Annotated in this window: 18 protein-coding genes; 10 read left to right on the plus strand and 8 right to left on the minus strand. The window is 71.3% G+C overall.

The genetic code is table 11. The annotated features are described in order from the left end of the window. The first annotated feature begins 49 nt into the window (after positions 1 to 49). Positions 50 to 2,134 (plus strand): SEFIR domain-containing protein, encoded by a 2,085-nt coding sequence (locus QSK39_RS46340; protein ID WP_285484199.1) that lies wholly within the window; start codon positions 50 to 52, stop codon positions 2,132 to 2,134. Positions 2,135 to 2,403: 269 nt separating this feature from the next. Here the strand turns inward: QSK39_RS46340 and QSK39_RS46345 are convergent, their stop codons facing one another. Beyond that, positions 2,404 to 3,459 carry a YbhB/YbcL family Raf kinase inhibitor-like protein gene (locus tag QSK39_RS46345; protein WP_285484200.1) on the minus strand — a complete coding sequence of 352 codons (1,056 nt, stop codon included), beginning with the start codon at positions 3,457 to 3,459 and terminating at the stop codon, positions 2,404 to 2,406. Positions 3,460 to 3,584: 125 nt separating this feature from the next. On the opposite strand from QSK39_RS46345, the gene QSK39_RS46350 reads away from it, so the two are divergent. Further along, positions 3,585 to 4,226 carry a GntR family transcriptional regulator gene (locus QSK39_RS46350; protein WP_285484358.1) on the plus strand — a complete coding sequence of 214 codons (642 nt, stop codon included), beginning with the start codon at positions 3,585 to 3,587 and terminating at the stop codon, positions 4,224 to 4,226. Positions 4,227 to 4,250: 24 nt separating this feature from the next. On the opposite strand, the gene QSK39_RS46355 is transcribed toward QSK39_RS46350, so the two are convergent. Both QSK39_RS46355 and QSK39_RS46360 read right to left on the minus strand, forming a co-directional pair. Then, the gene (locus tag QSK39_RS46355) at positions 4,251 to 4,643 is read right to left on the minus strand and encodes a hypothetical protein (RefSeq protein WP_285484201.1); all 393 of its coding nucleotides are present in this window, start codon (positions 4,641 to 4,643) and stop codon (positions 4,251 to 4,253) included. A 90-nt stretch (positions 4,644 to 4,733) separates the two neighbouring features. Continuing rightward, on the minus strand, positions 4,734 to 5,891 hold the full coding sequence (locus QSK39_RS46360) for a mandelate racemase/muconate lactonizing enzyme family protein (protein WP_285484202.1): 1,158 nt from the start codon (positions 5,889 to 5,891) through the stop codon (positions 4,734 to 4,736). 74 nt (positions 5,892 to 5,965) lie between these two features. On the opposite strand from QSK39_RS46360, the gene QSK39_RS46365 reads away from it, so the two are divergent. The 5 genes from QSK39_RS46365 (at position 5,966) to QSK39_RS46385 (ending at position 12,694) form a co-directional block, all read left to right on the plus strand. Next, complete coding sequence (locus QSK39_RS46365) at positions 5,966 to 6,712, plus strand: FadR/GntR family transcriptional regulator (RefSeq protein WP_285484203.1); 747 nt, start codon at positions 5,966 to 5,968, stop codon at positions 6,710 to 6,712. A gap of 50 nt (positions 6,713 to 6,762) precedes the next feature. Beyond that, positions 6,763 to 7,911 carry a Gfo/Idh/MocA family protein gene (locus QSK39_RS46370; protein WP_285484204.1) on the plus strand — a complete coding sequence of 383 codons (1,149 nt, stop codon included), beginning with the start codon at positions 6,763 to 6,765 and terminating at the stop codon, positions 7,909 to 7,911. A gap of 75 nt (positions 7,912 to 7,986) precedes the next feature. Beyond that, on the plus strand, positions 7,987 to 9,423 hold the full coding sequence (locus QSK39_RS46375; RefSeq protein ID WP_285484205.1) for an extracellular solute-binding protein: 1,437 nt from the start codon (positions 7,987 to 7,989) through the stop codon (positions 9,421 to 9,423). Further along, complete coding sequence (locus tag QSK39_RS46380) at positions 9,420 to 11,438, plus strand: ABC transporter permease (protein WP_285484206.1); 2,019 nt, start codon at positions 9,420 to 9,422, stop codon at positions 11,436 to 11,438. The genes QSK39_RS46375 and QSK39_RS46380 overlap by 4 nt, the downstream gene beginning before the upstream one ends. Beyond that, complete coding sequence (locus tag QSK39_RS46385; protein ID WP_285484207.1) at positions 11,435 to 12,694, plus strand: mandelate racemase/muconate lactonizing enzyme family protein; 1,260 nt, start codon at positions 11,435 to 11,437, stop codon at positions 12,692 to 12,694. The genes QSK39_RS46380 and QSK39_RS46385 overlap by 4 nt, the downstream gene beginning before the upstream one ends. 8 nt (positions 12,695 to 12,702) lie before the next feature. Here the strand turns inward: QSK39_RS46385 and QSK39_RS46390 are convergent, their stop codons facing one another. Then, on the minus strand, positions 12,703 to 13,443 hold the full coding sequence (locus QSK39_RS46390) for a ribonuclease activity regulator RraA (RefSeq protein WP_285484208.1): 741 nt from the start codon (positions 13,441 to 13,443) through the stop codon (positions 12,703 to 12,705). 124 nt (positions 13,444 to 13,567) lie between these two features. Here QSK39_RS46390 and QSK39_RS46395 point away from each other — a divergent pair, with 124 nt between their 5' ends. Next, on the plus strand, positions 13,568 to 15,157 hold the full coding sequence (locus QSK39_RS46395) for an AMP-binding protein (protein WP_285484209.1): 1,590 nt from the start codon (positions 13,568 to 13,570) through the stop codon (positions 15,155 to 15,157). 27 nt (positions 15,158 to 15,184) lie between these two features. Here QSK39_RS46395 and QSK39_RS46400 read toward each other — a convergent pair whose 3' ends face one another. Continuing rightward, on the minus strand, positions 15,185 to 15,910 hold the full coding sequence (locus QSK39_RS46400) for a M50 family metallopeptidase (protein ID WP_285484210.1): 726 nt from the start codon (positions 15,908 to 15,910) through the stop codon (positions 15,185 to 15,187). 217 nt (positions 15,911 to 16,127) lie between these two features. On the opposite strand from QSK39_RS46400, the gene QSK39_RS46405 reads away from it, so the two are divergent. Continuing rightward, entirely contained in the window at positions 16,128 to 18,173 is a 2,046-nt protein-coding gene (locus QSK39_RS46405; protein WP_285484211.1) for an APC family permease, read from the plus strand. Here the strand turns inward: QSK39_RS46405 and QSK39_RS46410 are convergent. Next, complete coding sequence (locus tag QSK39_RS46410; RefSeq protein ID WP_285484212.1) at positions 18,109 to 19,662, minus strand: Na+/H+ antiporter; 1,554 nt, start codon at positions 19,660 to 19,662, stop codon at positions 18,109 to 18,111. The two genes, QSK39_RS46405 and QSK39_RS46410, sit on opposite strands and share 65 nt — an antisense overlap. Before the next feature lie 133 nt (positions 19,663 to 19,795). Between QSK39_RS46410 and QSK39_RS46415 the strand changes: the two genes are divergently transcribed. Beyond that, on the plus strand, positions 19,796 to 22,873 hold the full coding sequence (locus tag QSK39_RS46415) for an ATP-binding protein (RefSeq protein ID WP_285484213.1): 3,078 nt from the start codon (positions 19,796 to 19,798) through the stop codon (positions 22,871 to 22,873). Here QSK39_RS46415 and QSK39_RS46420 read toward each other — a convergent pair. Next, on the minus strand, positions 22,831 to 23,595 hold the full coding sequence (locus QSK39_RS46420; protein ID WP_285484214.1) for an ABC transporter permease: 765 nt from the start codon (positions 23,593 to 23,595) through the stop codon (positions 22,831 to 22,833). The two genes, QSK39_RS46415 and QSK39_RS46420, sit on opposite strands and share 43 nt — an antisense overlap. Then, a complete protein-coding gene (locus QSK39_RS46425; protein WP_285484215.1) occupies positions 23,592 to 24,545 on the minus strand; it encodes an ATP-binding cassette domain-containing protein in 954 nt (317 codons plus the stop codon). The genes QSK39_RS46420 and QSK39_RS46425 overlap by 4 nt, the downstream gene beginning before the upstream one ends. Between the last annotated feature and the right edge of the window lie 44 nt (positions 24,546 to 24,589).

Consider the following 24,589-nt stretch of genomic DNA (forward strand, 5'->3'; position numbering starts at 1 on the left):
TGCGGCGGCACTAGAATCGGTCGACGTGCCGCCCACGCGATGTCCCCGGGTGTTCGTCTCGTACGCCGGTGACTCTGGCGGACACACCGACACTTTCGTTCGGTTCGCTGAACAACTGCGCGGCGAACTGGGCATCGACGTGCGCCTGGATCTTTGGGAGCGCGATCAGCGGCGGGACTGGCTCGAATGGGCGGTGGACCAGATCGAGCACGGCGACTTCGTGCTCGCGATCGGCTCGCCCGAGTACAAGCGGTTGGCCACATCGGAGGACGGTCCGCACGACCACGCCCGGTTCCAACTCGCGATGCTGCGCGAGCACCTGGCCGCGGACCGGGCTCAGTGGCTGGCCAAGATCCTTCCGGTCGTACTACCCGGCTGCTCCGCTGACGACCTGCCGGCCTTCCTCCAGCCCTATTCCGCGACCCGATACGCAGTCCCTGAGCAACTCGACGAGTTGCTGCGGGTGCTGACCGGGCAGCCCCGCCGCATCCAGCCGGAACTGGGACCACTCGCCGATCCGGCGATCACGGAACGAGACGGGCTGTTCCGCTCGGCGGTGCTGAGCGCGGACCTGAGCCGAGTACTGGTCGAGGCCGCGGAGGGCCTCGCGGGCGCGGTCGCCGACTTGTGGCGAGGTGAGTCCAGGCGGCTCGGCCTGGACGACCCGCGCCCGCTCGCCGCCCGATGGCGCGCTGATGACGGCGAATTCGATCGGCTCGGACCGTTCTTCCGCCGGGACGTGCCGTCCCGGCGGCTGCTCGTGCTCGACCGCCCAGGATCCGGCAAGAGCGTATCGGCGATCCGGCTCGTGTCCGATCTGCTGGGCGGGCGGACCAGGGGCGACCCGGTGCCGGTGCTGGTCCCGGTCACCGACTGGCACCCAGGCGAGCTGCACGCGTTCGACTGGCTCGCTCGCCGACGGGCCCGCGACCACCGGCTGGGCCGGACCGTGCGTTGGGTCGACGGGACGCGCATCACGCTGGCGTCCGCGCTGCTGGAGGTGGGCCTGGTGCTGCCCGTCCTCGACGGCCTGGAGACGATCGCGGAGGACCTGAGGGCCGAGGCGATCGCGGCGCTCAACCGTCTCGGGTCGTCGATTCCGCTGATCGTCACGTGCGGCTTGGCCAAGTACCGCGAACTGGACACAGCGGGTATCGGGCTGGCGCGCGCCACCCATGCCGAACTGCTGCCGCTCGACCGCGAGGATGTCGAAGAGTACCTGGCCGAGACCGTGCCCCATGGCTCGTCCCGCTTGGCCCCGCTGTTCGCCCGGCTGCGTGCGGAGCCCGCACCGACACCGCTCGTGGTGTGGCTGATCCGCGTGATCCACCAGGAACTCGGCCGCGATCCCGGTGACCTGTGGGACCGGATGCGCTTCCCGGACTTGGACTCGATCGAGGCTCACTTGATGCAGCACCTCGTCCGCGGGGTCTATCCGGACTACCCCGGTCGCCGCCCCCACGTGGCCTTCGCCCGAGTGCACCACAGCACCGTGCAGCGCTGGCTGGAGCACCTCGCCCACACCCTCGCGTCGACCGGGGCAGCGGACATCGCATGGTGGCAGCTCGATCGTTCCCTCCCGTGGGTCGCTCCCACCTGTCGGGTCGTGGCGGGCGCCGTGCTGGGCTTCGGGCTGCTCAGCGCAGTCGGCGTCGTGCCCGGGTTGGCGGCCGCCGCTGCGGTCGGGCTGGTCGCCGGCAACTCGTGGTACCTGGCCTACTTCAACGTGGCCGACATCGAAACCCCGCACGCGTTCGACAGCTCAGCGCACAAGGTGCGCGCCGAATTGCGCGACTTCGTGAAAATGCTGGGGAGCACGCTCTTGCTCGTGGTCGGCGTACTCGCGCTGCTGATCGCCGGCCGGAGCATCGCGACCGGACTCGTGCTCAACCTCCGCGCGGCACTGACGCTGACGACGCTCGTACTCGGCGGCGGGTTTCTGGTCTGGTGGTCCGGACGCAGGCTGTGGCACCGGCAACGCCACGGCCGCAGCGACGGCATGGTGGTGCTCGCTGATCTCAAGCGTCCGACGAGCCCCGGCGGAACCTTCCACGCGGACCGGAAGGTGGTCCTGGCCGGGACCGGAACCATGCTCGCGATCGCGGCGGTGTTCGCCGTGCTGGGCTTCGCCTAAGCGGTCCGGATCGCCCTCGGTTATGCCGCCGCGTGGATGTTGTTCAGCGCGTACGCCAGATTCACCGTCACCCGGCTCGTGCTTGCCGCACGCGGCGAGCTGCCGTGGCGGCTGTTCAGGTTCCTGGACGATGCCCGCGACCGCGGCGTGCTGCCAGTACGGAGCGGTCTACCAGTTCCGGCACCAGCACCTGCAACGGAACCTGAACGACCCGGCGTAGCCGGCACCGCCCGTTCCTGGACACCACCTGCGTCCTTCCGCCCGCGAGTCTACCGAGCGTCACCGGGGGGAGGAACCGGCAAAGCCGCCGAAATCGCCCGGCGCCGGACGGTGCGCTCGAGGATTCCGAGCGTGGCCTTCAGCGCCGACTCGGGGACCACCGGGAAGGTGATGCGCTCCTTCCACTCCTCGCTGATTTCCGACCAGTCGTAGTACGACGTGACCAAGGTGCCGGTCTCGGCCGGCTCCAGCCGGTAGCCGTAGACGTGCCGGGCGTGCGGCCGGACGCGGCCTTCGACGGTCCAGGCGATCTCCTCGTCCGGAACGAGCTTGGTGATGACCACTTCGACGTCGTACTTGCCCAGGGGGACGTCGCCGAGGGCTTCCCGGTCCATGTGGACCAGGAACCGGTCGCCGGGCTGCTCGACCCGCTCCCCTTCGGCGTCGATGAGCATGCCCGACGCGTCGATGTCGACGTGGCCCTTGGGGTCCGTCAGCACCGCGAAGACGGCGTCGGCGGGAGCGGGGATGAGCCGGGAAACCTCGATCCGTTCGCGGTTTTCTTCCGTGCGAGGCGTTTCCGCCGTGGCGGTCAAGACCGCGCGGCCGAGGGTGTGCGAGGACATCGTGAAGCCGAGGAACGCCGGCGTGGCGTCGCGCGGGACCTCGACGGACTCGACGTCGAGGGCGTGCACCACGACGAAGTAGCGGTGCGGGCCGTGCCCGGCCGGCGGGGCGGCGCCGATGAAGCGGGCCGCGCGGGCGTCGTTGGGCAACTGGAAGGCACCCTCGGGCAGGCCCGAGCCGGTGTCGTCGCCGGCACCCTCGGGCAGTTCGGTGACGGTGGCGGGGATGCCGGCGACCGCCCAGTGCCAGAACCCGGATCCGGTGGGGGCGTCGGGGTCGTAGACGGTGACGGCGTAGCTCTTGGTGCCTTCCGGGGCGCCGCTCCAGGACAGCTGCGGGGAGGTGTCCTGCCCGCCGGGGACGCCGAAGATGCCGGAGAACTGCTCGGGTGGCCAAGCGGCGCCGTCGGTGACGGTCTTGCTGGTGACCGCGAAGGATGCCACCTCGGGGAGGCGGGCGAACGGGTCGTTGGCGCTCATCGCGTGCTTCCTTTCAAGCCGATCTGACAGATCGACGATAACATAGATAATCGATTATCTTCTCGATCGTCTATGCTGACACCATGCCCGAGCCGGCCCGCACCTCCCCCTCGTCGAAGAAGCAGATGCTCTCCGAGCAGGTCTACGAGCACCTGAAGGACGCGATCATGCGCGGCGACCACGAACCCGGCGAGGCGCTCAAACCGCAGGACCTCGCCGGGCGGCAGGGCGTGAGCCTGGCTGTCGTGCGCGAGGCGCTCGTGCGGATGGTCGGCGACGGCCTCGCCGACCGGCTGCCCAACCGCGGCTTCGCCGTCCCGGCCTTCTCCGACCGCCGGTGGCAGGAGGTCATGGAGGCGCGCCGGACCATCGAACCGGTCCTGCTGCGCCTGTCCGTCGACCGCGGCGACATCGACTGGGAAGCCCGCGTCCGCGCGGCCCACCACCGCCTGGCCCGCACTCCGCCGGTCGAGCCGGGCGAGGGCGCGTACTACAGCGCGGCCTGGTCGGAAGCCCACCGGGTCTTCCACCGCACGCTGCTGGAAGGGTGCGGCAACCCGGTCCTGCTGGAGACCTTCGACCGGATGTGGACCGCGAGCGAGCTGGCCCGCCGCTGGTCGGCGCACCGCACGCCCGGCCGCGACCACGCGGGCGAGCACCGCCGGCTGGAGGAAGCGGCGCTGGCCCGCGACGCCGACGCCGCGGCCGAGGCCCTGGTGCGGCACCTGACCCTGACCGCGGCCGGACTCACCCGGCACGAACCCTGAGGCCCCGCCCGCCGACCGGGCGAGTCAGCGGTCCGCGGCATCCGGGAACACGTAGTGGGTGCCGGAACCCCGCTCGAACAGGCGCCATTGCTCGATCGGACCACCGCAGGCCGGAAAGACCTCGATCACGACGGAACCGGTGAGCGTCAGCGTCACCATCCCTGCGCGCCCCAAGGTCGCCGTTTCGACGACGTACGCCACGGACCGGAAACGCTCGCTGACCTGACGCGCGCGTTTGTCGAACATCGTCTCGTTGGTCCGGTAGGCCTCGTCCGGATCGGCATCGGCCGTCGCGGGGTAAGCCATGTCCACCGTGCCGAACCAGGTCGCCTCGCCGCGGGTCACCCGGAACGGGCACTGCGCGTGCAGCCAGGTTTCGACGCCGTCGCGGGTGAAGCCGACTTCGGCGATGTTCACCGTCCTGCTGAAGGCCGTCACCCTGGCCGACACCAGCCCGGCGAGCCCGGCCTCCAGCTCATCGACCGTCGACATCGGACCGGCTCCCCCTTATTCGAACACTCCGTACCCCTCGACAGCGTGGGCCCGGACGCCGTCCATGTCGAGCTCCACCCCGATGCCGGGAGTGTCGGGGAGCGTGATGTACCCGTCCTTCACGATCGAGCCGCTGCCGTCGGGGGCGTGGACGTAGCTGTCCCACACCTCGCGCTCCTCGAGGGCGTGCCATTCCTGGACGAGGAAGTTGGGGATCGCTCCACATTGGTGTGAGGTGGCCATCGTGCCCAGTGGTGTCGACACCAGGTGTGGTGCGAACGGAATGTAGTGCAGCTCCGCGAGGTTGGCGATCTTTTTGGCCTCCGCGAGGCCACCGCACTTCGGCACGTCCGGCTCGATGACGTCCACCGCGCCGCGTTCGAGCAGCTCGCGGAATCCCCAGCGCAGGTAGAGGTTCTCGCCCGCGCAGATCGGCGTGCGGGTCTGCTCCCGCACCCGCACCAGCGCGTCCACGTTCTCCGCCGGCAGCGGTTCTTCCAGCCACATCAGGTGGAACGGCTCGAGCTCCTGCGCAATCCGGCACGCGCTCGGCACGTCGTAGCGGGCGTGCAGGTCGATGGCCAGGTCGACGTCCGGCCCGATCGCCTCCCGGACGGCGGCCACGCGCTCGACCATCGAACGCAGCTCCGCGGCGTTGATCGTGTGGTTGAAATCGTCGAACTTGGCCGGGTGGCGCAGGTTGTCGATGTCGAACTTGATGGCGGTGAAGCCTTCGGCGACCATCCGCTGGGCCCGGTCGACGCACCCGGCGATCGAGCCCGCCGGGTCGTCGCCGTCACCGCAGTCGGCGTAGAGGCGGATCCGGTCGCGGAACTTCCCGCCCAGCAACCGGTACACCGGCTGGCCCGCGGCCTTGCCCGCGAGGTCCCACAGCGCGAGCTCGATCCCGGACAGCGCGATCACGAACACGCCGCTCTGCGCACCCGCGAAGACCTTGCTGCGGCGCAGTTTCTCCCAGCACCGCTCGACGTTGCGCGGGTCTTCGCCGATCAGGAGCGGCGTCAGGGAGTCGATCATCCCGACGACGGCGCCCGCGCCGGCGTCGGGATTCGCTTCCCCGAACCCGCTGAGGCCCTCGTCGGTGTCGATCCGCACCAGCGTGGCCTGACCGTGGTAGGCCACCACCGCCGTCGTGACGTTCACGATCCGCATTGCTCTCCTGCCGCTGCGTAGTGCCGAAGAACGGGGTCTGTCGCGATGTCGAACTTGTCCTATAAGCTGATGACATGCCAAGGAGACAAGAGTCTCCGGACGCTGTCAAGGTCCGGACTCTTCCGGTGCAGGTGGCGGCCCACCTGACCCGGCGCATCGTCAACGGCGAAATCGAAGACGGCCGGGCGCCGTCGGAGCTCGAGATCTCCCAGGAGTTCGGCGTTTCCCGCGTGGTGGCGCGGGAAACGCTCAAGATCCTCGCCTCGCTCGACATCGTCGACGTCGCGCAGGGCCGCCGCGTCGTCGTGCGCCCCCGCGCGGAATGGGACTACCTGAACCCGTTGCTGATCGAGTGGCTGCCCACGGAGATCGTCGACGAGCTGCTGCAGGAACTGCACCAGATGCGCGTACTGCTCGAGCCCGAACTCGCCGCGATGGCCGCCACCGGCATCACCGACGAAACGCTGGCCCGGCTGGGGAAAGAGATCGAGCGGATGTCGGCGCTCGAGGCGGATCCCGAGGCCTACCTCGAGGTCGACCACGAGTTCCACATGGAGATCTGCCGGGCGGCCGACAACCGCATCCTCGACCGGATCATGTACTCCGCGCGCTGGCTGGGCACGGCGAGCCGGCGCCTCACCAACGAGGCCCCGGCCGGGTTGCACCGCGCCACCGCCCAGCACACGGAGATCTACGAAGCGCTCGTGGCGCGCGACCCTTCGGGCGCCCGCGCGGCGATGCGCAAGCACTTGAGCAACAACTACTCCACGCTCCTCGCGGAGAAGGAGCAGCGAAGCAAGCGGGCCGCCAAGCGGCGTTAGTACCTCCTGCACGACCGAGCTCCGGAACCGATGACGAGGACGGACGAGGCATGGCAGCATCCGCGATCCCGCCGATCCGGCTGGGGCTGATCGGCACCGGGCTCGCGGTGGAAAAGCTGCACTGGCCGGCGTTGCGCACGCTCACCGACCGGTTCACGGTCACCGCGTTCACCGACTCCGCCGCCGAGCAGAGCGCGAGGTTCGCCCGCTACAGCGGGACCGATCCGGCCCGGGCCGCCGCCGACCGGGCCGCGCTGCTGGCCCGCGACGACGTCGATGCCGTGCTGATTTCGGTGCCGATCCCGCACCTGTACGAGGTGGCGCGCGACGCGCTCGCGGCAGGCAAGGACGTGCTCTGCGAGAAGCCGGCCGGCGGCGACGCGGAGCAGGCCGCGGCCTTCCTCGCCCTGGCGGCCGGGCATCCGGACCGCACCTTCGTGATGGGTGAGAACTACTTCTACCGCGACGACCTGCGCTACGCCCGCGCCTTGCTCGACAGCGGTGCGATCGGCCGCCCGCACCTGATGGCGTGGCGGCACGCCGGCCGGGTGGTGCCCCGCGAGGGCGGGTTCAGCGGCACGCCGTGGCGGCACCGGCCGCAGTACCGCGGCGGGGTGCACCTCGACTTCGGCGTGCACCACATCGCCCAGATCCGGCTGCTCTGCGGCGACATCGCGCGGGTGCACGGCGCCGTGCAGACGGCCAACAGCACGATCGACGCACCGTCGGACCTCGCGCTCAACCTCGTCTTCACCGGAGGCGCCATCGGCAACTACACCGCGTCCTACCCCGAAATCCCGCTCCCGCCCGAACCCAACGACATGCGGCTGTACGGCACCGAGGGCGTCCTCGTGCTCGCCGGATCCGAGTCGGAGCGCAGCGTGACGCGCAGCGGTTCCGACGCCACCGCCCACACGACGGTCTTCCGCGGCAGCGACAACGGCTACCGCGCGGAGCTCGTCGACTTCGCCGATGCCGTGCAGTTCGGAGCGCGGCCGGTCGGCAGCGTCGCCCAGAGCGTGGCCAACGCGATGGTCGTCCAGCGGGCGCTCGACTCCGCGGAACGGGCGGCCGCACTGGCGCTCGACCCCGTGCCCGGCGCGGGCCCGGTACCGCTGTGGCGGCCCCGCGGCGCGACCGGGCTGTTCGACGGGCTGCCAGGCCAACGCATCAGCAGTACGGCGTCCTTCGCCGCATGAACGACCCGCAGCGTGGCACTCGCTTCGCTGTCCCCGCCGGTTGCACCGTCGCCCCGTCGGTACGAGGAGTTTGTCATGGAAGAGAAAACTGACCTGTCGAGGCGCACGTTCCTCGGGATGAGCGCGGGGGTGAGCGCGCTGGGCGTGCTCGGTCTCGCCGGGTGCGGGAGCGGCCCCGCACCGGCACCGCAGGTCGACGTCCAGGTGCCCAAGGCGTTGCTCGACCAGGCAGCCGCGCTCCGCGGCGGGTCGGCGGGGATGCTCTCGCAGAAGCTGTACTCGGAGGCCGCCAACAAGGCACTGGACAAGTCGCTGCAGGTGTTCGCGCAGGCCACCGGCACCACGATCCGCAACGACCTGGTCTCCGGCGACGCCGGGGACATGGTCGCGAAGATGGACGCCGAGGTGAAGGCGGGCACCAACCGCGATCTGGCGTTCCTGAGCGACCGGCGGTTCGTCGGCCAGCTCCACAACCTCGGCGCCCTGACCGACGTCACCGACGTCGTCAACGACATGAAAGCGCTTTACGGGGACCCCGCGACGGAGGCGAACAACTACTGCGTGTTCGACGGCCGCTGGTTCGCGATCCCCTACCACTTCATCGCGACCGGGATGTACCTGCGCAAGGACTGGTACCAGGAAAAAGGCCTCCCGCTCAAGCCGTACTACTCGTGGGAAGAGCTGCGCGACAACGCATTGGCGGTCTCCGACCCGGCGAAGCGGCGCTTCGGCTGGGGGCTCACGGTGAACCGCTCCGGCGACGCCAACGGCTTCATCACGAACGTCATCAACACCTACGGCGGGGCGATCGCGGACAACACCGGCACGAAGGTGACGTTCAACTCGCCGGAGACCGTCGAAGCCGTCGCGTTCATCGGCGACATCTACACGAACCCGAAGTACGCGCCGATGCTGCCACCCGGGATCGGCAGCTGGACCGACTCGAGCAACAACGAGAACTGGCTGGCCCAGATCCTCGGGCTCACGCTCAACCAGTTCAGCGTCTACGCCGACTCGAAGACCAAGAAGAACCCGGTCTACGCCAACACGCACGTGTTCAACGGCGCCAGCGGGCCGGCGCTCGAGCGGCCGCTCGCGTACGGCGAGTCCAACTCGTTCGTCGTGTTCAAGGGGGCGAAGAACCCCGACCTCGCCAAGCTGGTGGCGAAGTTCATGGCCGGCGGGACCGCGCTGCTCGGGGTCGCGAAGGAAGCCCCGTGCCTGGTCAATCCCTCGTGGGACAAGGTGTGGGACTCCGATCCGTACTACACCACCGGTGATCCGGCCTTCGCCGCGCTGCGCGAGCAGACCCGCGCGGTGCTCCCGGTGAAGACCAAGACCGGCTTCGCGTTCCCCCAGGCCCCGAGCCCCGGCGAGCAGGCCGCCGTCGCCGCCTACCTGCTGACCGACATGATGCAGTCGGTCATCCAGGGCACCAAGCCGGCCGAGGCCGTCGCCACGACCCACGCCCGGATCGTGCAGATCTTCGAGCAACAGGGCTACCGGCAATGACCGTCCTGCGTCCGAAGACGACACCGACGGCGCCGGCCCGCCCGGCGCCGGGCGGGTCGTCCTCGCTCACGCGCACGCAGCGGCGGCTCGGGCGCGACTGGCGCCTCGCCGCGCTGTTCATCGGGCCGACGCTGCTGCTGGTCGCCGGCCTGATCCTGGTCCCGATCATCAGCTCGATCTTCACCAGCGCCACCGAACGCCACGGCGCGGACACGGTCTTCGCCGGGCTGGGCAACTACACCGCGCTCATCGGCGACGCCCTGTTCCACAAGGGCGTGCTCAACTCGTTCGTCTTCACCGCGTACGCCGAGATCTTCAAGGTGGTCCTCGGGCTCATCGCGGCGTTGATGCTGCACCACATGCGCCGCGGCCGGGCGATCCTCGCCGGGATCATCCTGCTGCCGTGGGTGATCCCGACGGTCGTCACGGCGTTCACGTGGCGGTCGCTGCTCGACCCGATCTTCGGCAGCGTCAACGTCCTGCTCACCGACTCCGGGATCGGTCCGTTCCTCGCCACGATCGGGCTCGTCGACAAGTGGCCCGCGGAATGGCTGTCCGATCCCGCGCTCGCCATGCCGGCGGTCATCCTGGTCAACGTCTGGAAGGGCGTCCCGTTCTTCACGGTGACGTTCCTCGCCGGGCTCAAGGCCATCGACAGCGGGCTCCACGAGGCGGCGATGGTGGACGGCGCCTCGCCGTGGCAGCGCTTCGTGCACATCACGCTGCCGGGGCTGCGGCCGGTCATGATCGTGACGGTGCTGCTGTCGTCGATCTGGACGTTCAACAACTTCGACCTGATCTGGCTGATGACCCAGGGCGGGCCGGGGGACGCCACCGCCCCGTACGTGATGGTGGCCTACTCGAAGGCCATCCAGCAGCTGCAGCCGGGTGCGGGCGCCGCGGTCACGCTGGTGATGCTGCCGATCATCGCGATCCTCGTGGTGATCCTCGTGCGGATGATGCGGCGCAGCGACCAGCCGGGCGCCGCGGACCTGGGGCGTCGGCGGCTGACTCCCGCCCAGCGCCGGGCGATGCCGTGGGTGATCGTCGCGGGCTCGGTGCTCGTGCTGGTCTGGGCGTCACCGCACATCGTTTGGAAGGCCGCGCTCGTGCTGGGCGTGTTCGTGGTGCTCGCGGCCGTCGTCGGCCGGGTCGTCTCGGTGCTCGCCATCCGGGGCAACCGGCTGGCCGCCCGCGTGGTCGGCGCCACCGGCTCGGGGGTCGCGCTCGTGGCCCTGCTGGGCTTCGTGCTCGCCCCGCTCTACTGGATGACGGTCACGGCCTTCAAGTCCGACGACCAGATCGTCGCGCGCACCGACGACCTCTGGCCGACGCCCTGGAGCACCGAGCAGTTCACCAACCTGTTCGAGGGACGGGCGTTCGGCACCTGGTACGTAAACACGATCCTGGTGTCGGTGGCGTCCACCGTGATCGCCCTGGTCTGCGCGGCGCTGGCCGGCTACGCGCTGGCACGGCTGAAGTTCCGGGGTTCGGAAAGCTTCACGGTGACGATCCTGCTCACCTACGTGATGCCGGGCGCGCTGCTGTTCATCCCGCTGTACCAGCTGATGAGCGGGATCGGGCTCAACGACTCGCTCTGGTCGCTCGTGCTCGCCTACCCGACGTTCACCCTGCCCTTCGCGACGTGGCTGCTCGTCGGCTACTTCAAGTCGATCCCCGCCGACCTCGAGGAGGCCGCACTGGTCGACGGCTGCACGCGGTTCGGGGCGTTCCGCCGGATCGTGCTGCCGCTGGCCAAGCCGGGCCTGCTCGCGGTCGCGCTGTTCACGCTCACCAACGCGTGGAACGAGTTCCTGTTCGCCTTCGTGTTCATCACCAAGGACGAGTACAAGACGCTGCCCGTCGGCATGCAGTCGATGATCTTCGGTGACGTCGTGCCGCAGGGGCAGCTGGCCGCGGCCTCGCTGCTGGTCAGCATCCCGGTCGTGCTCATGTACGGGTTCGGGCAGCGGTTCCTGACCGAGGGCCTCACCGCGGGGGCGGTGAAGGGATGAGCGAGATCACGGAGGAGTACGTCGAGACGGCCTCGCGGCCGAGCAAGCTGCTCATCACCGACCTGCGGGTGGCCACCCTGGCCGGCGTGCCGTTCCGCTCGTCGCTCATCCGGATCGACACCAACCAGGGACTCGTCGGCTACGGGGAGGTGCGGGACGGGGCCAGCGCCACTTACGCGCTGATGCTCAAGAGCAGGCTGGTCGGCGAAAATCCGTGCAACCTCGACAAGATCTTCCGCAAGATCAAGCAGTTCGGGTTCCACGGCCGGCAGGGCGGCGGGGTCTCCGGTGTCGAGATGGCGTTGATGGACCTGGCCGGCAAGGCGTACGGCGTGCCCGCGTACGCGCTGATCGGAGGCCGGTTCCGGGACGAGATCCGCTGCTACGCCGACACGCCGTCGCTGCCGGACCCGCACGCGATGGGTGCTCGGCTGCTCGAGCGCAAGCAGCGCGGGTTCACGATGCTGAAGATGGACGTGGGCGTCGACCTGCTGTGGGACGTGCCGGGGGCGCTGATCGCGCCGCCGGGTGCCCGCGAGGACGTGACGACGATGCACCCGTTCACCGGCATCCAGGTCACCGCCAGGGGTGTCGACCACCTGGTGTCCTATGTGGACATCGTGCGCTCGGTCGTCGGCTACGACGTCGCGCTCGCCGCCGACCACTTCGGCCACATCGCCCTCGACTCGGGCATCCGGATCGGCCGCGCGCTGGAACCGTTCACCCTGGCGTGGATCGAGGACCTGATCCCCTGGCAGCTGACCGACCAGTGGCGGCGGCTCACCGAGGCCGTCGCCGTCCCGACGTGCACGGGCGAGGACATCTACCTGCTCGACGGCTTCCGGCCGCTGCTGGACGCCGGCGCCATCAGCGTCGTGCACCCCGACCCGGCGACGGCGGGCGGGATCGCGGAGACCAAGCGGCTCGGCGACTACGCGCAGGAGCGCGGGATCGCGATGGCACTGCACCTGGCGGCGTCACCGATCGCGACGATGGCGTGCGTGCACCTGGCCGCCGCCACGGAGAACTTCCTCGCCCTCGAACACCACGCGGCCGACGTGGAGTTCTGGAGCGACCTCGTCACCGCCCCGCTGATCCGGGACGGCCACATCACGGTGCCGGACACACCGGGCCTCGGGTTCGGGGAGGTCAACGAGGAGCTGCTGCGCCGCCACCTCGACCCGCGCGATCCCGCGTTCTTCGCCGAAACGACGCACTGGGACCGGGAGTCGAGCCACGACCGGCTGTGGAGCTGAAAGCGCTGTCAGGCGCGGTCCTGTTCCGCCCGCCACCGCTCGTACTCGGGCCGGGCCTCGTCCGACAGCGGGTAGTACCGCCGCAGGTCGCCGCCCTCGCTCAACCGGAGCCGGGAGAACTCCTCCCATTCCGCGTGTTCCCGGGCGTGCGCCACCAGGGCCGGGGCGAGCTTGACCGGCACCACGACCGCCCCGTCGTCGTCGGCGACGACGATGTCGCCGGGCTCGACGAGCGTGCCGCCGCACGCCACCGGCACGTTGACGGCGGCCGGGACGATGTCGGTCTGGACGTGGAAGTTCGGGGTGGCGCCGCGGATCCACAGCCCGAGGCCGAGCTGCTTGGCCTCGGCGGTGTCGCGCAGGCAGCCGTCGACCACCACACCGAGGCCGCCGCGGCCCTTGAAGTAGGTCAGCATCATCTCGCCGAACACCCCGCTGCCCATGTCGCCGCGCGCGTCGACGACGATCATGTCGCCGGGCTGGGCGTGGTACATGACGTGGCGGTGCAGCTGCTTTTCCGGTTCTTCGTATTCGTCGACGGGGTAGAGGTCTTCCCGCTTCGGCAGGAACTGCAGCGTCAGCGCCGGGCCGGCCACGCGCACGCCGGGCGTCACCGAAACCGGGCCGCGGATGAAGGCGCTGCGGATGCCCATGCGGCTGAGCTCGCCGCTGGCGGTCGCGCTGCCGACGGCCGCGAGAGCCGCGCTGAGTTCGGCAGGCGGGCGAACGATGTCGTGCGTCTCGACCACGTCGATGGCTCCCTGGGGTCCGCGCTGACCGTGAACTTCGATCTCGGTCCGAGCCTACCCGGACAAGCGGGCGCCGGTAACCATTGCGAGATCGAAGACGACTCACCGATGTGAGGAGGCCTCCATGCCGGACTCGGCCCTGGTGCCCGCGGCAGCCCCGGATTCGGTGCGCGAGCTGACCGTCGGTGCCCTGCTCCGCGAAGCAGCCGAGCGGGCGCCGTCGGCGACCGCGCTCGTTGAAGGCGTCCCCGATCCGCGGGCCCGGCGGCGCTGGACGTACGCGGATCTGCTGACCGAAGCGGAAGCCGCGGCCCGGGCCCTGCTCGGCCGGTTCCGGCCGGGCGAGCGCGTTGCCGTGTGGGCCCACAACATTCCGGAATGGGTGGTGCTGGAGCTGGCGGCCGCGCTCGCCGGGGTGACGCTGGTGACGGTGAACCCCGCCCTGCGGGAGAGCGAGCTCCGGCACGTCCTGAGCCAGTCGCGGGCCGCCGGGGTCTTCCTGGTGGCGGAGTACCGCGGCAGCCCGATGGCGGACCTGCTCGCCCGGGTGCGTCCCGGCCTCCCGCACCTGCGCGAGACGGTGCTGTTCGGAGACTGGCCGGCGTTCCGCGGATCCGGCTCCCCCACCGAGGTACTGCCGGCGGTGCGCCCGGACGACCCGGCGCAGATCCAGTACACCTCCGGCACGACCGGCACGCCCAAGGGCGCGGTCCTGCACCACCGCGGCATCACCAACAACGCGCTGCTGTCCTACGTGCGGACGCTGGACATGCGGCCCGGCGAGAGTTTCGTCAACCCGATGCCGCTGTTCCACACCGCGGGCTGCGTGCTGGCCACCCTGGCGCCGATCGCCTCGCTGGGCACCCAGGTCCTGCTGCCGTGGTTCGACCCCGGCCTGCAGCTGGAGCTGATCGAATCGGAACGCGGCGCCGTGTTCGGCGGGGTCCCCACCATGCTGCTGGCCCTGCTGGGCCACCCGCGGTTCCCCCGGACCGACCTCTCGTCGGTCCGCTACGCCCTCGCCGGCGGCGCGACGGTCCCGCCCGAGCTGGTCAGGCGCGTCGAGTCGGCACTGGGGGTGCCGATGAGCATCATCTACGCGCAGACGGAGGCCTCCCCCGGGATCACGATGACCCGCCTGGACGACAGTCCCGAAGACCGGGCGGAAACACTCGGGCGGCCGTTGCCCGCCTGCGCCGTCAAGATCACCGACCCCGCCACCGGCGCCGTGCGTGCCCGCGGGGAGATCGGCGAGGTGTGCACCCGCGGGTACCACGTGATGACCGGCTACTTCGACCGTCCCGACCAGACGGCCGAAGCGATCGACCCGGAGGGCTGGCTGCACACGGGCGACCTCGCGAGCATGGACGAGCGCGGCTACCTCCGCATCGAGGGGCGCGTCAAGGAGCTGATCATCCGCGGCGGCGAGAACATCTACCCCCGCGAGATCGAGCACGTCCTGCTCGACCACCCGGCCGTCCACGAGGTCGCGGTGGTCGGCGTCCCCGACCCGGACTGGGGCGAACAAGTGGCGGCCTTCGTCCGGCTCACGCCCGGCGAGACCGTGGGCGAAGCGGAACTCTTCGCCCACGTGCGCGAGAAACTCGCACCCCACAAGACACCGCGGGTCTGGCGCTTCGTCACCGAATTCCCGTTGACCGGCTCGGGGAAGATCAAGAAGCACGTGCTCCGGGACTCGCTGGCCGTTCCCTGAGGTTTCGTCGTGCTCCGCCGGAACGGCTCACGGCCACAGCAGAGCAGCACCGTGCCAGACAGCCCAGCCGATGAGTGCGGCCCAGGAAGCGATCCAGACGAAGCCGGGGATGAAGGTGAGTGCCGCCAGGCCGGCCGCGTCATCCTTCAGCTCGCCAGCGCTCTGCCGGGCGACGACGAGGTGAGCGAGCCCAGCGGCCTCGCTGGTCAGCAACAGCCACGCCTCCGCGGTCCCGACCCAGGTTTGCAGCCGGCCCGGCGCCCACAACAACGTCGCGAAGGCAACCACCCCGACCGCGAGTACCGCCACCGCGGTGATCGGGTCCCACGCCAGCAAGAGGATCATCAGCATCACGATCACCGTGCTGGCCAGGACCGCCGGCGAGTGGCCACGGCCGACCAGCGACGCGGCCGCGAGACCCGCCAGGGGCAGGGCAGCGTAGCCGGCCGCGGTCGTCGCCACGGCGGAGAACCATCCGCGGATGTCGCTCCGGGTCACCCCGGACTCGGCGGTATCGATCTCGATGACGAACACGCCACCGCCGGTGAGCACGCACACCGCGGCGTGCCCGGCCTCGTGGATCGCGGTCCCCAGCACGTTGAGGTTGACCAGGAAACTCCGAGACCCGGCGACCAGCAGCGCGAACGAAGACGCGCTCACCGCGAGCGCGAGCAGTCCGCTGGCGGTCACCAGCCATCCCGACGCAACCGGGCTGGTCGCGGTGACCAGCCCGCCCAGTCCTCCCAGCCGCATGACTCGAACCAAGCACAGCGGCCTTCGCCGGGGCAGCCGCTGCTCGTGTGATGCTCACGACCGGTTCAAGCCCCACACCCGCATCGAGCGGCCCCTCGGGTACTTGACGCAACCCTGACGAGCACCCCGGCGTTTTTGACGAAATCCCTACGCCACGCCCCGGATCTTGATGTTTTCCCTACGCCGCACCCGGGGTGCCCGGGAGACGCTTCCGTACGTGCCGGCACCCACCTCTTCGCTCAAACGGCTGGTAGTCGGCCGGCCGTTCCGCAGCGACACCCTCGGCGAGACCCTGCTGCCCAAGTGGCTCGCCCTGCCCGTCTTCGCCAGCGATCCGCTGTCCTCGGTCGCCTACGCGACCCAGGAGATCCTGCTCATCCTCAGCATCGGCGGCCTGGCCTACCTCACGCTGGCGCCGTGGATCGGGCTGGCCGTCGCGGTGCTGCTGACCGTCGTGGTCGTGTCCTACCGGCAGGTGGTGCGGGCCTATCCCAGCGGCGGCGGCTCGTACGAGGTGGCGTCGAAGAACCTGGGCAGCTCCGCCGGGCTCGTCGTCGCCGGGGCGCTGATGGTCGACTACATCATGACCGTCGCGGTCTCGGTCGCCTCCGGCGTCGACAACATCATCTCCGCCGTGCCCCAGCTCAACGGCCACCGCATCGGCCTCGACATCGGCTTCATCGTGCTGCTGACGGCGATGAACCTGCGCGGCATCCGCGAGTCCGGCCGCACGTTCGCGATCCCGACCTACCTGTTCATCGGCGGGGTCATGCTGATGATCGTGCTCGGGTTCGGGCAGCTCGCCGCCGGGCACGCCCCGGTCGCCGAGAGCGCCGGCTACGACGTCCGGCCCGAACAGGCCGGGCTGACCGGCCTGGCGCTGGTCTTCCTGCTGCTGCGGTCCTTCTCCTCCGGCTGCACCGCCCTCACCGGCGTCGAGGCCATCTCCAACGGCGTCCCCGCGTTCCGCAAACCCAAGAGCGCCAACGCCGCCCGGACGATGACCGCGATGGGCGCCATCGCCGTCGTCATGTTCGGCGGCATCACCGCGCTCGCGATGGTCTCCGGGGTCAAGATCGCCGAGAACACCTGCGACCTCACCGGTTTCCGCGGCAACTGCGCCAGTGCCCCGCAGCGGACCGTGATCAGCCAGATCGCCGCGGCCGTCTTCGGCGGCGACCACGCCGTCCTGTTCTACTTCCTGCAGGCCACCACCGCGCTGATCCTCATCCTGGCGGCCAACACCGCGTTCAACGGGTTCCCGTTGCTGGCCTCGATCCTCGCCCAGGACCGCTTCCTGCCCCGCCAGCTGCACACCCGCGGCGACCGGCTCGCGTTCTCCAACGGCATCATCGCCCTCGCGCTGGTCGCCGGGATCCTGATCTTCGCCTTCGACGGCTCGACGACCCGGCTGATCCAGCTCTACATCCTCGGCGTGTTCACCTCGTTCACGCTCTGCCAGGCGGGCATGGTCCGGCACTGGAACCGCGAGCTGGCCACCGCGGCCGAAGCCCGGCAGCGCCGGTTGATCCGGCGGTCCCGGCTGATCAACGCCCTCGGCGCGGTGCTCACCGCGATCGTCCTGGTCGTCGTCCTGATCACGAAGTTCACCCACGGCGCCTACCTGGTCGTCATCGCGATCCCGGTGCTGTGGGTGATGATGCGCGCGATCCACCGCCACTACCGCCACGTCCGCGAAGAGCTCCAGGCCGACGACGAGAGCGAGCTGCTGCCCAGCCGCGTCCACGCCGTCGTGCTGGTGTCCACTTTGCACAAACCCGGCCAGCGGGCGATCGCGTTCGCCCGCGCCACCCGGCCCGACACCCTGGCCGCGATCACGGTGAACGTCGACGACGCCGACACCCGGGCCCTGCAACGGCAGTGGGAGCAGCGGGACATGAAGATCCCGCTCAAGGTGCTCGAGTCCCCGTACCGCGAGATCACCCGGCCCGTGGTGGCCCACGTCAAGAACCTGCGGCGCGCCGGCCCCCGCGACGTCGTGTGCGTCTACATCCCCGAGTACGTCGTCGGGCGCTGGTGGGAGAACCTCCTGCACAACCAGAGCTCCCTGCGGCTGAAGGGCCGGCTGCTGTTCGAACCCGGCGTGATGGTCACCAGCGTCCCCTGGCAGCTGCACTCGACCGGCCGCCGCGACCTCCAGCGCGTCCGCCCGCTCCCGGGCGACACCCGCCGCGGCATCACTCGAGGCCGGCGTGCTCCAGATCCAGCAGACGCTGGATGCGGCGGCGAGTTCCGTCGGTGATCTCACCGGCTTCGAAGAGCCGGGTCAGCTCGGCGGCTTCGACGTCGATCAGCTCCCGGCGCAGTGACCGGTAGTCGATCCTCCTCTTCAGGTCCGTGGTGGCTTCGGCGGCGTCGTTCTCGATGCGCTCGAGCCGCGCCTGCCAGCCCGTCCGCAGCTGGTCGACGACGAACTCCGGCGCCGATTCCGTTTCGGACAGGTGCTGCAGGTGGCTCAGCCCGGCCTCGGCGAGCTTCCGGCGGGCCGCGCTGTACTCGGTGCGCAGGTCGGCCGGGTCCAGCGCGATCCCGGCGCGCCGGACCAGCGGCGCGAGCGTGAACCCCTGCACCACCAGCGTCAGCACGATCACCGCGGTCGTCAGCAGCAGCACCAGATCCCGCGCCGGCAGCGCGGAGCCGTCCAGGGTGAGCACCGGCAGCGACAGCGCCGCGGCCAGCGGCACCACCCCGCGCGCGCCGGCCCAGGAGACGACCGCGGGCACCTGCCAGGAGATCCGCTCGCCGCCGCGGCGCTGCCGGATCGCCGAAAGCACGAACACGAGCACCAGCCGGGCCAGGACCAGCGTCGCGGCGATGGCCAGCGCCTGCAGCAGCCACCACGCCCCGCTCCCGGCGAGGCGCCGCACCAGGGCGGGCAGCTGCAGGCCGATCAGGCCGAACACGACGCTTTCCAGCAGGAACACCACGGTCTGGTACACCGCGCCGACCTGCAGCCGGATCCGCGCGGTCGTCAGCCGTTCGGCCTGGGTCCCCAGGAGCACGCTCGCCACGACGACCGCCGTCACGCCCGACCCACCCACCGATTCGGCCACGACGTAGCCGGCGTAGGGCGTGACGAGCGAGATCACCGTCTCCAGGATCGGGTCTTCGGTGCGCCGCCGGATCAGGAACGCGCCGAGCGCCGTCAGCACGCCGACCGCGAGGCCGCCGCCGGCCAGCACCGCGAACTCCCCCAAGGTCCGGCCCCACGACGCCGCTCCGCCCGCGACGGCCAGGAACAGCGCCACCCGGAACAGCAGCAAGCTGGTCGCGTCGTTGAACAGGCTCTCCGCCTGGATCAGCGCCTGCACCCGCGGCGGGAGCGCCAGCCTCCGCGCCAGCGCCGTCACCGCGACCGGGTCCGTGCTGGCCAGGATCGCGCCGAGCACGAAGGCCATCCCGGCCGGCAGCGGCGTCACGAGGACAGCCGTCCCGATCACCGCGGCGGCCGAGAGCAGCACCAGCCCGACCGAGAGCACGGCGACCGGCCGCCCGACGGCACGCAGGTCCCGCCAGGGCAGCTCCTCCCCCGCGGCGAACAACAGCGGCGGCAGCACGACCAGGCTGATCACTTCGGGCGTCACCTGCACCGCGGCGACCCCGGGCAGCAGCCCGACGGCGACCCCGGCCACGACCAGGAGAGACGGCGCGGGCACCCGCAGCCGATTCGCGAAGGTGGCGACGACGGTCGCGACGATCACCAGGAACAGTACGGTTTCGACGCCGCGCATCGGCCGGTCCTCCCCATCCCGAATCCGGATGCCGACCAGACTTCCCGGCGCGCCGCGGTCAGCCTACGCGACGCGCCCGCCCGCCGGGGGTGAACAGCTCCCGCTCGCCCCGGGTCCCGATAATCTGAGGTCCGTGACCGTCGAGCTGACCCTGCTGACCCGGGTCGCCTTCCGCGGCCGGGAGCTCACCGGCGCCCGGCCGGGGTCGCTGCTGGCCCTGCTCGCGGACAGCCTGCGCACGGGGTGCGGAGCGGAACGGCTGATCGCCGGGCTGTGGCCGGGCGAACGGCCCGAGCATCCCGCGAAGGCGTTGCAGATCCTGGTGTCGCGGACCCGGGCGCGGCTCGGCCCGGACGTCATCGTGACCACCCCCACCGGCTACCGCCTCGCGCTGGCCGAAGAGCAGGTCGACACGTCCGCCGTCCTGCTCCACGCGGCGGCGGCCGAGCGAGCCGCCCGCGCCGGCGACCACGCGGGCGCCCTCGAGCACGCCGAAGCGGGGCTGACGCTTTACAACGGCCCCGCGGACACCGCCCTCGACGACCCGCTGTCCGCCCTGCGGGCCGCCCGCGCCACGACCTACCGGAGCCTGACCCGCTCCCGGGCACTCGCCCTGGCCCGGCTCGGCCGGTACGCCGAGGCCGCCATCCCCCTCGGCGAAGCCCGGCAGGACCGGCCGGCGGACGAAGAAGTCCTGCTGGAACTGCTGCGCTGCGAGGCTTCGACCGCCGGCCCGGCCGCGGCCCTGACCCGCTACGAGGACTACCGGCGGACCCTGCGCGACGACCTGGGCAGCGACCCCGGACCCGCGCTCCGGGCACTGCACCGCGAACTGCTGCTCGGCGACGCCCCCGCGCGGCGGCACGGCGTCCACCACGAACCGAACCCGTTGCTGGGCCGGGAGCAGGACATCGCCGCGGTGACCGCGCTGCTGCGCACCTCGCGGGTCGTGTCGATCACCGGCCCCGGCGGCCTGGGCAAGACCCGGCTCGCGCACGCCGTCGGCCGCCGGGCCGGCCAGCGGGTCGTGCACTTCATCGAACTGGCCGCGCTCACCGCGGACAGCGACGTCGCGGCGGCGGTCGCGGCCGAGTTCGGCGTGCGCGGCCCCGCGGCACTCGCCGACGTCGTCGAAGCCATCGGCACGGACCCCGTGCTGCTGGTGCTGGACAACTGCGAGCACGTCGTCCGGGGCGCGGCGGACCTGGCGCACGGCCTGGTGTCGCTGAGCGGCGGACTGCGGGTGCTCACCACCAGCCGCGCCCCGCTCGGCGTCTCTTCCGAAGCCGTTTACGCACTTCCCGAGCTGGACCTGCCGACGGCCGCCGAGCTGTTCACCCAGCGGGCCCGGGCGGCCCGGCCCGGCGCCGACCTGCCGGCTGAAGCCGTCCGGAACCTCTGCGAGCGGCTGGACGGGCTGCCGCTCGCCGTCGAGCTCGCCGCGGCCCGGATCCGCGTCCTGTCCGTCGCCGAGATCGCCGCCCGGCTGGCGGATCGGTTCGCCGTGCTGCGCGGGCCCACCCGCGACGCGCCCGACCGGCACCGGACGCTGCACGCCGTCATCGACTGGAGCTGGCACCTGCTCGACGACCGCGGCCAGGCCGCCATGCGCACGCTCTCGGTGTTCCCCGGCGGCTTCACCGCCGACGCCGCCCGCCGGCTGCTCGGGGACGACGGCGTTCTCGAGCAGCTGGTCGACCAGTCGCTGCTCAAACCGGCCGACGCCATCGCGGGCACCCGGTTCCGGATGCTGGAGACCGTGCGCGAGTTCAGCGGAGCACGCCGCGACGAGATCGACGGCGAAACCGACCGGGTGATCGGGGATTTTCTTTCCTGGGCCCGGGATTTCGGGATGGCGCACCACGACTCGGTGGTCGGTCCCGACCTCGTCCAGGCGGTCGGCCGGATCCGGGTCGAGGAGGACAACCTGGCGCTGGCCCTGCACCACGGGCTCGAGCGCGAAGACGGGGCGGCCGTCGCCGCGATCGCGGCGGTCCTGGGCAGCCTGTGGGTCACCGAGTCGGACTTCACGCGGCTCACCGCACTGGCCGAGGACACCGCCTGGCTGCTGTCGCACTACCGCCCGGCACCCGGTCTTCTCGAAGCCACCCGCACCGCGGCCGTGCTGGGTGCGCTGATCAGCCTGCTCATGCGCACCGCGTCGGCCCGCCGCACGCTGGTCACCCTGCGCCGGCTGCCCGCCGCGCCGCCGGACGACCCCGTCCGGGCCATCCAGGCGGCGCTGTGCGCCCCCGACGGTGCCGCGCTGCACCGGCTCTGCGACAGCGACCGGCCGATCCTCGCCGGCATGGCCTGCTACATCGCCAGCTACGCCAGGGAAAGCGCCAACGATCTCGAAGGCGCGCTGCGGGCGGCCCGCCGGATGCTCGCGCGGCTCGAGCACGACGGCACGCCGCTGCCGGTGGCGCTCGCGCACGCCCGCGTCGGCGAGCTGTGCCTGCAGGTGGATCCCGGCGACGAAGCCCTCCGGCACATCGACGTCGCCCTGTCGCTGCTCGAAGAGCTCGGTGCGCGCTCCACGTCCACCCGGGCCCGCTGGGCCAAGGTGCTGGCCAACCTGCAGCGCGGCGCGTTCGACGAGGCCGAACGGGGCCTGCAGCCGGCGGCCGAAGACGACGAGACGATCGCCCTGCCGATGTTCGACGTCTGCTCCCGCGCCGAGATCCTGCTCAGCCGCGGTGACGTCGACGGTGGCCTGCGCCGGTGGCGGCAGGCCGCCGAGCACCTCCGGACGACGGCCGGCACCGGGCTCTGGAAGTGGGAGGTGCAGGCCGTCGCCGTGGTCACCCACGCCCGCCACGGCCGGACGGACCTCGTCGCAGACCTCGTCGAGACCCTGCCGGGACCACTGTCCACAATGGTCGCCTCGGCGCCGGTCGTGGAATTCCCGGCCTGCGGGTCACTCCTGGTGGCCTTGGCCGTCTCCGACCTCGACCGCGGGCTCGCGGCGCCGGGTGCGCGGCTGATCGCCCTGGCGGAACGGTTCGGGCTGCAGCGGTCGTTCCAGCCGGCGATGTCGCTCACGCGGTTGCGGGACGTGGCAAGGCAAGCCGACCCGGTGGCGTACGCCGAGGCCGTCTCGGCGTACGCCGGCCTGGACCACGACGGCCTTCGCGCCGCGGCATCGGCCGAGCTGGGCTCCCGGGCTCAGCTCGGGTCTCGCTTGAACAGTGCCCGCGCCCAGAAGTAGCCGGCCAGCGCGAGACCCGCGCACCAGCCGACGGCGAGCAGGCCGTACCCGGTCACCGGGGTGCCCAGCAGCAGGCCGCGCACGGCGTCGGTGATCGGGGTGAACGGCTCGTGCGCCGCGAACCAGCGGACCGCGCCCGACATCGCGTCCGGGGACACGAACGCGCTGCTGAGGAACGGCAGCAGCTGGACGGCGAAGGTGAACGGCGCGATGCCCTCGGCGGTCTTGGCGGCCAGCCCGACCGCGACGCCGAGCCAGGTGAGGGCCAGCGTGAGCAGGGCGACGATCCCGAAGGCACCCAGCCACCGCAGCGGATCCCCGCCCGGCCGGAACCCCAGCAGCAGCGCGACCGCGACCACGAGGACGGCGCTGACCAGAGTGCGGACGGTCGAGCCGACGACGTGGCCGGTCAGCACCGACGCGCGGGAGATCGCCATCGTGCGGAACCGGGCGATGATGCCCGCGGTCATGTCCCGGTTGACCGCCATCGCCGTCGTGGTGGCGCCGTAGCCGACGGTCATCAGGAGGATCCCGGCGACGAGGTAGTCGAGGTAGCCGCGCCCCTGCGTCGCCGTCCCGAGTCCGGTGGTCAGCGCGCCGCCGAACACGCCGACGAACAACAGCAGGAGCACGACCGGGAGCGCGATCGTCATGATCATCGCCCCCGGGTTGCGGAGCGTGTGGCGGAAGTTCCGCCGCACCATGGTCGTCGCGTCGCTCATCGGGCCGTCTCCTTCGCGGTGGTCGAGTGGCCGGTGAGGGCGAAGAAGACGTCGTCGAGGTCGGGCGTGTGCACGGACAGCTCCTCGGGCTCGATCCCGGCGTCTTCCAGGCGGTCCAGCACGGCCCGCAGCGCGCGGACACCGCCGTCGCCCGGGACCTGGAGGGCCACGGTCTCCTCGTCCCGGCGCCCTTCGCCGAACGCCTGCGCGGCCGCGTCGAGGTCGGCGGCGTCGCGGAACTGCAGGCGCACGTGACCGCCGGGGACGCTGCGCTTGAGCTCCTTCGCGGTCCCGGCCGCCATGATCCCGCCGCGGTCGAGGACCGCGATCCGGTCGGCCAGCTCGTCGGCCTCGTCCAGGTACTGCGTGGTGAGGAAGATCGTGACGCCGCCGGCCACCAGCTCCCGGATGATCTGCCACATCGTGCGGCGGCTGCGCGGGTCGAGCCCGGTCGTCGGCTCGTCCAGGAAGATCACCCGCGGGTCGCCCACCAGCGTCATCGCCAGGTCGAGGCGCCGGCGCATGCCCCCGGAGTACGTCGAAGCGAGCTTCGCGGACGCGCCGGTGAGATCGAAGCGGGCGAGCAGGCCGGTGACCCGGCGTCGTCCTTCCGCGCGGCCGAGGTGGTGCAGGTCCGCCATCAGGACCAGGTTCTCCTCGCCGGTCAGCAGATCGTCCACCGCCGAGAACTGGCCGGTGACCCCGATCGCCGCCCGGACCGCGTCCGGTTCGGCGGCGAGGTCGTGCCCGGCGATCCGGGCCTGCCCGCCGTCCGCGCGGATCAGGGTGGAGAGGATCCGGACCGCGGTGGTCTTCCCGGCCCCGTTCGGCCCCAGCAGCGCGAACGTGGTCCCGGCCGGCACGTCGAGGTCGATGCCGTCGAGCACGACCTGGTCACCGAACGACTTGCGCAGCCCGGTCACCGCGATCGCGGATGCAGCGCTGTCCATGCGCCCCCTTCCGTCGGCGTGGCCCGGTCGGCCACGACACGAAG

The organism is Amycolatopsis sp. NBRC 101858, from assembly GCF_030269325.1.
GTDB classification, from domain to species: Bacteria; Actinomycetota; Actinomycetes; order Mycobacteriales; family Pseudonocardiaceae; genus Amycolatopsis; species Amycolatopsis ponsaeliensis.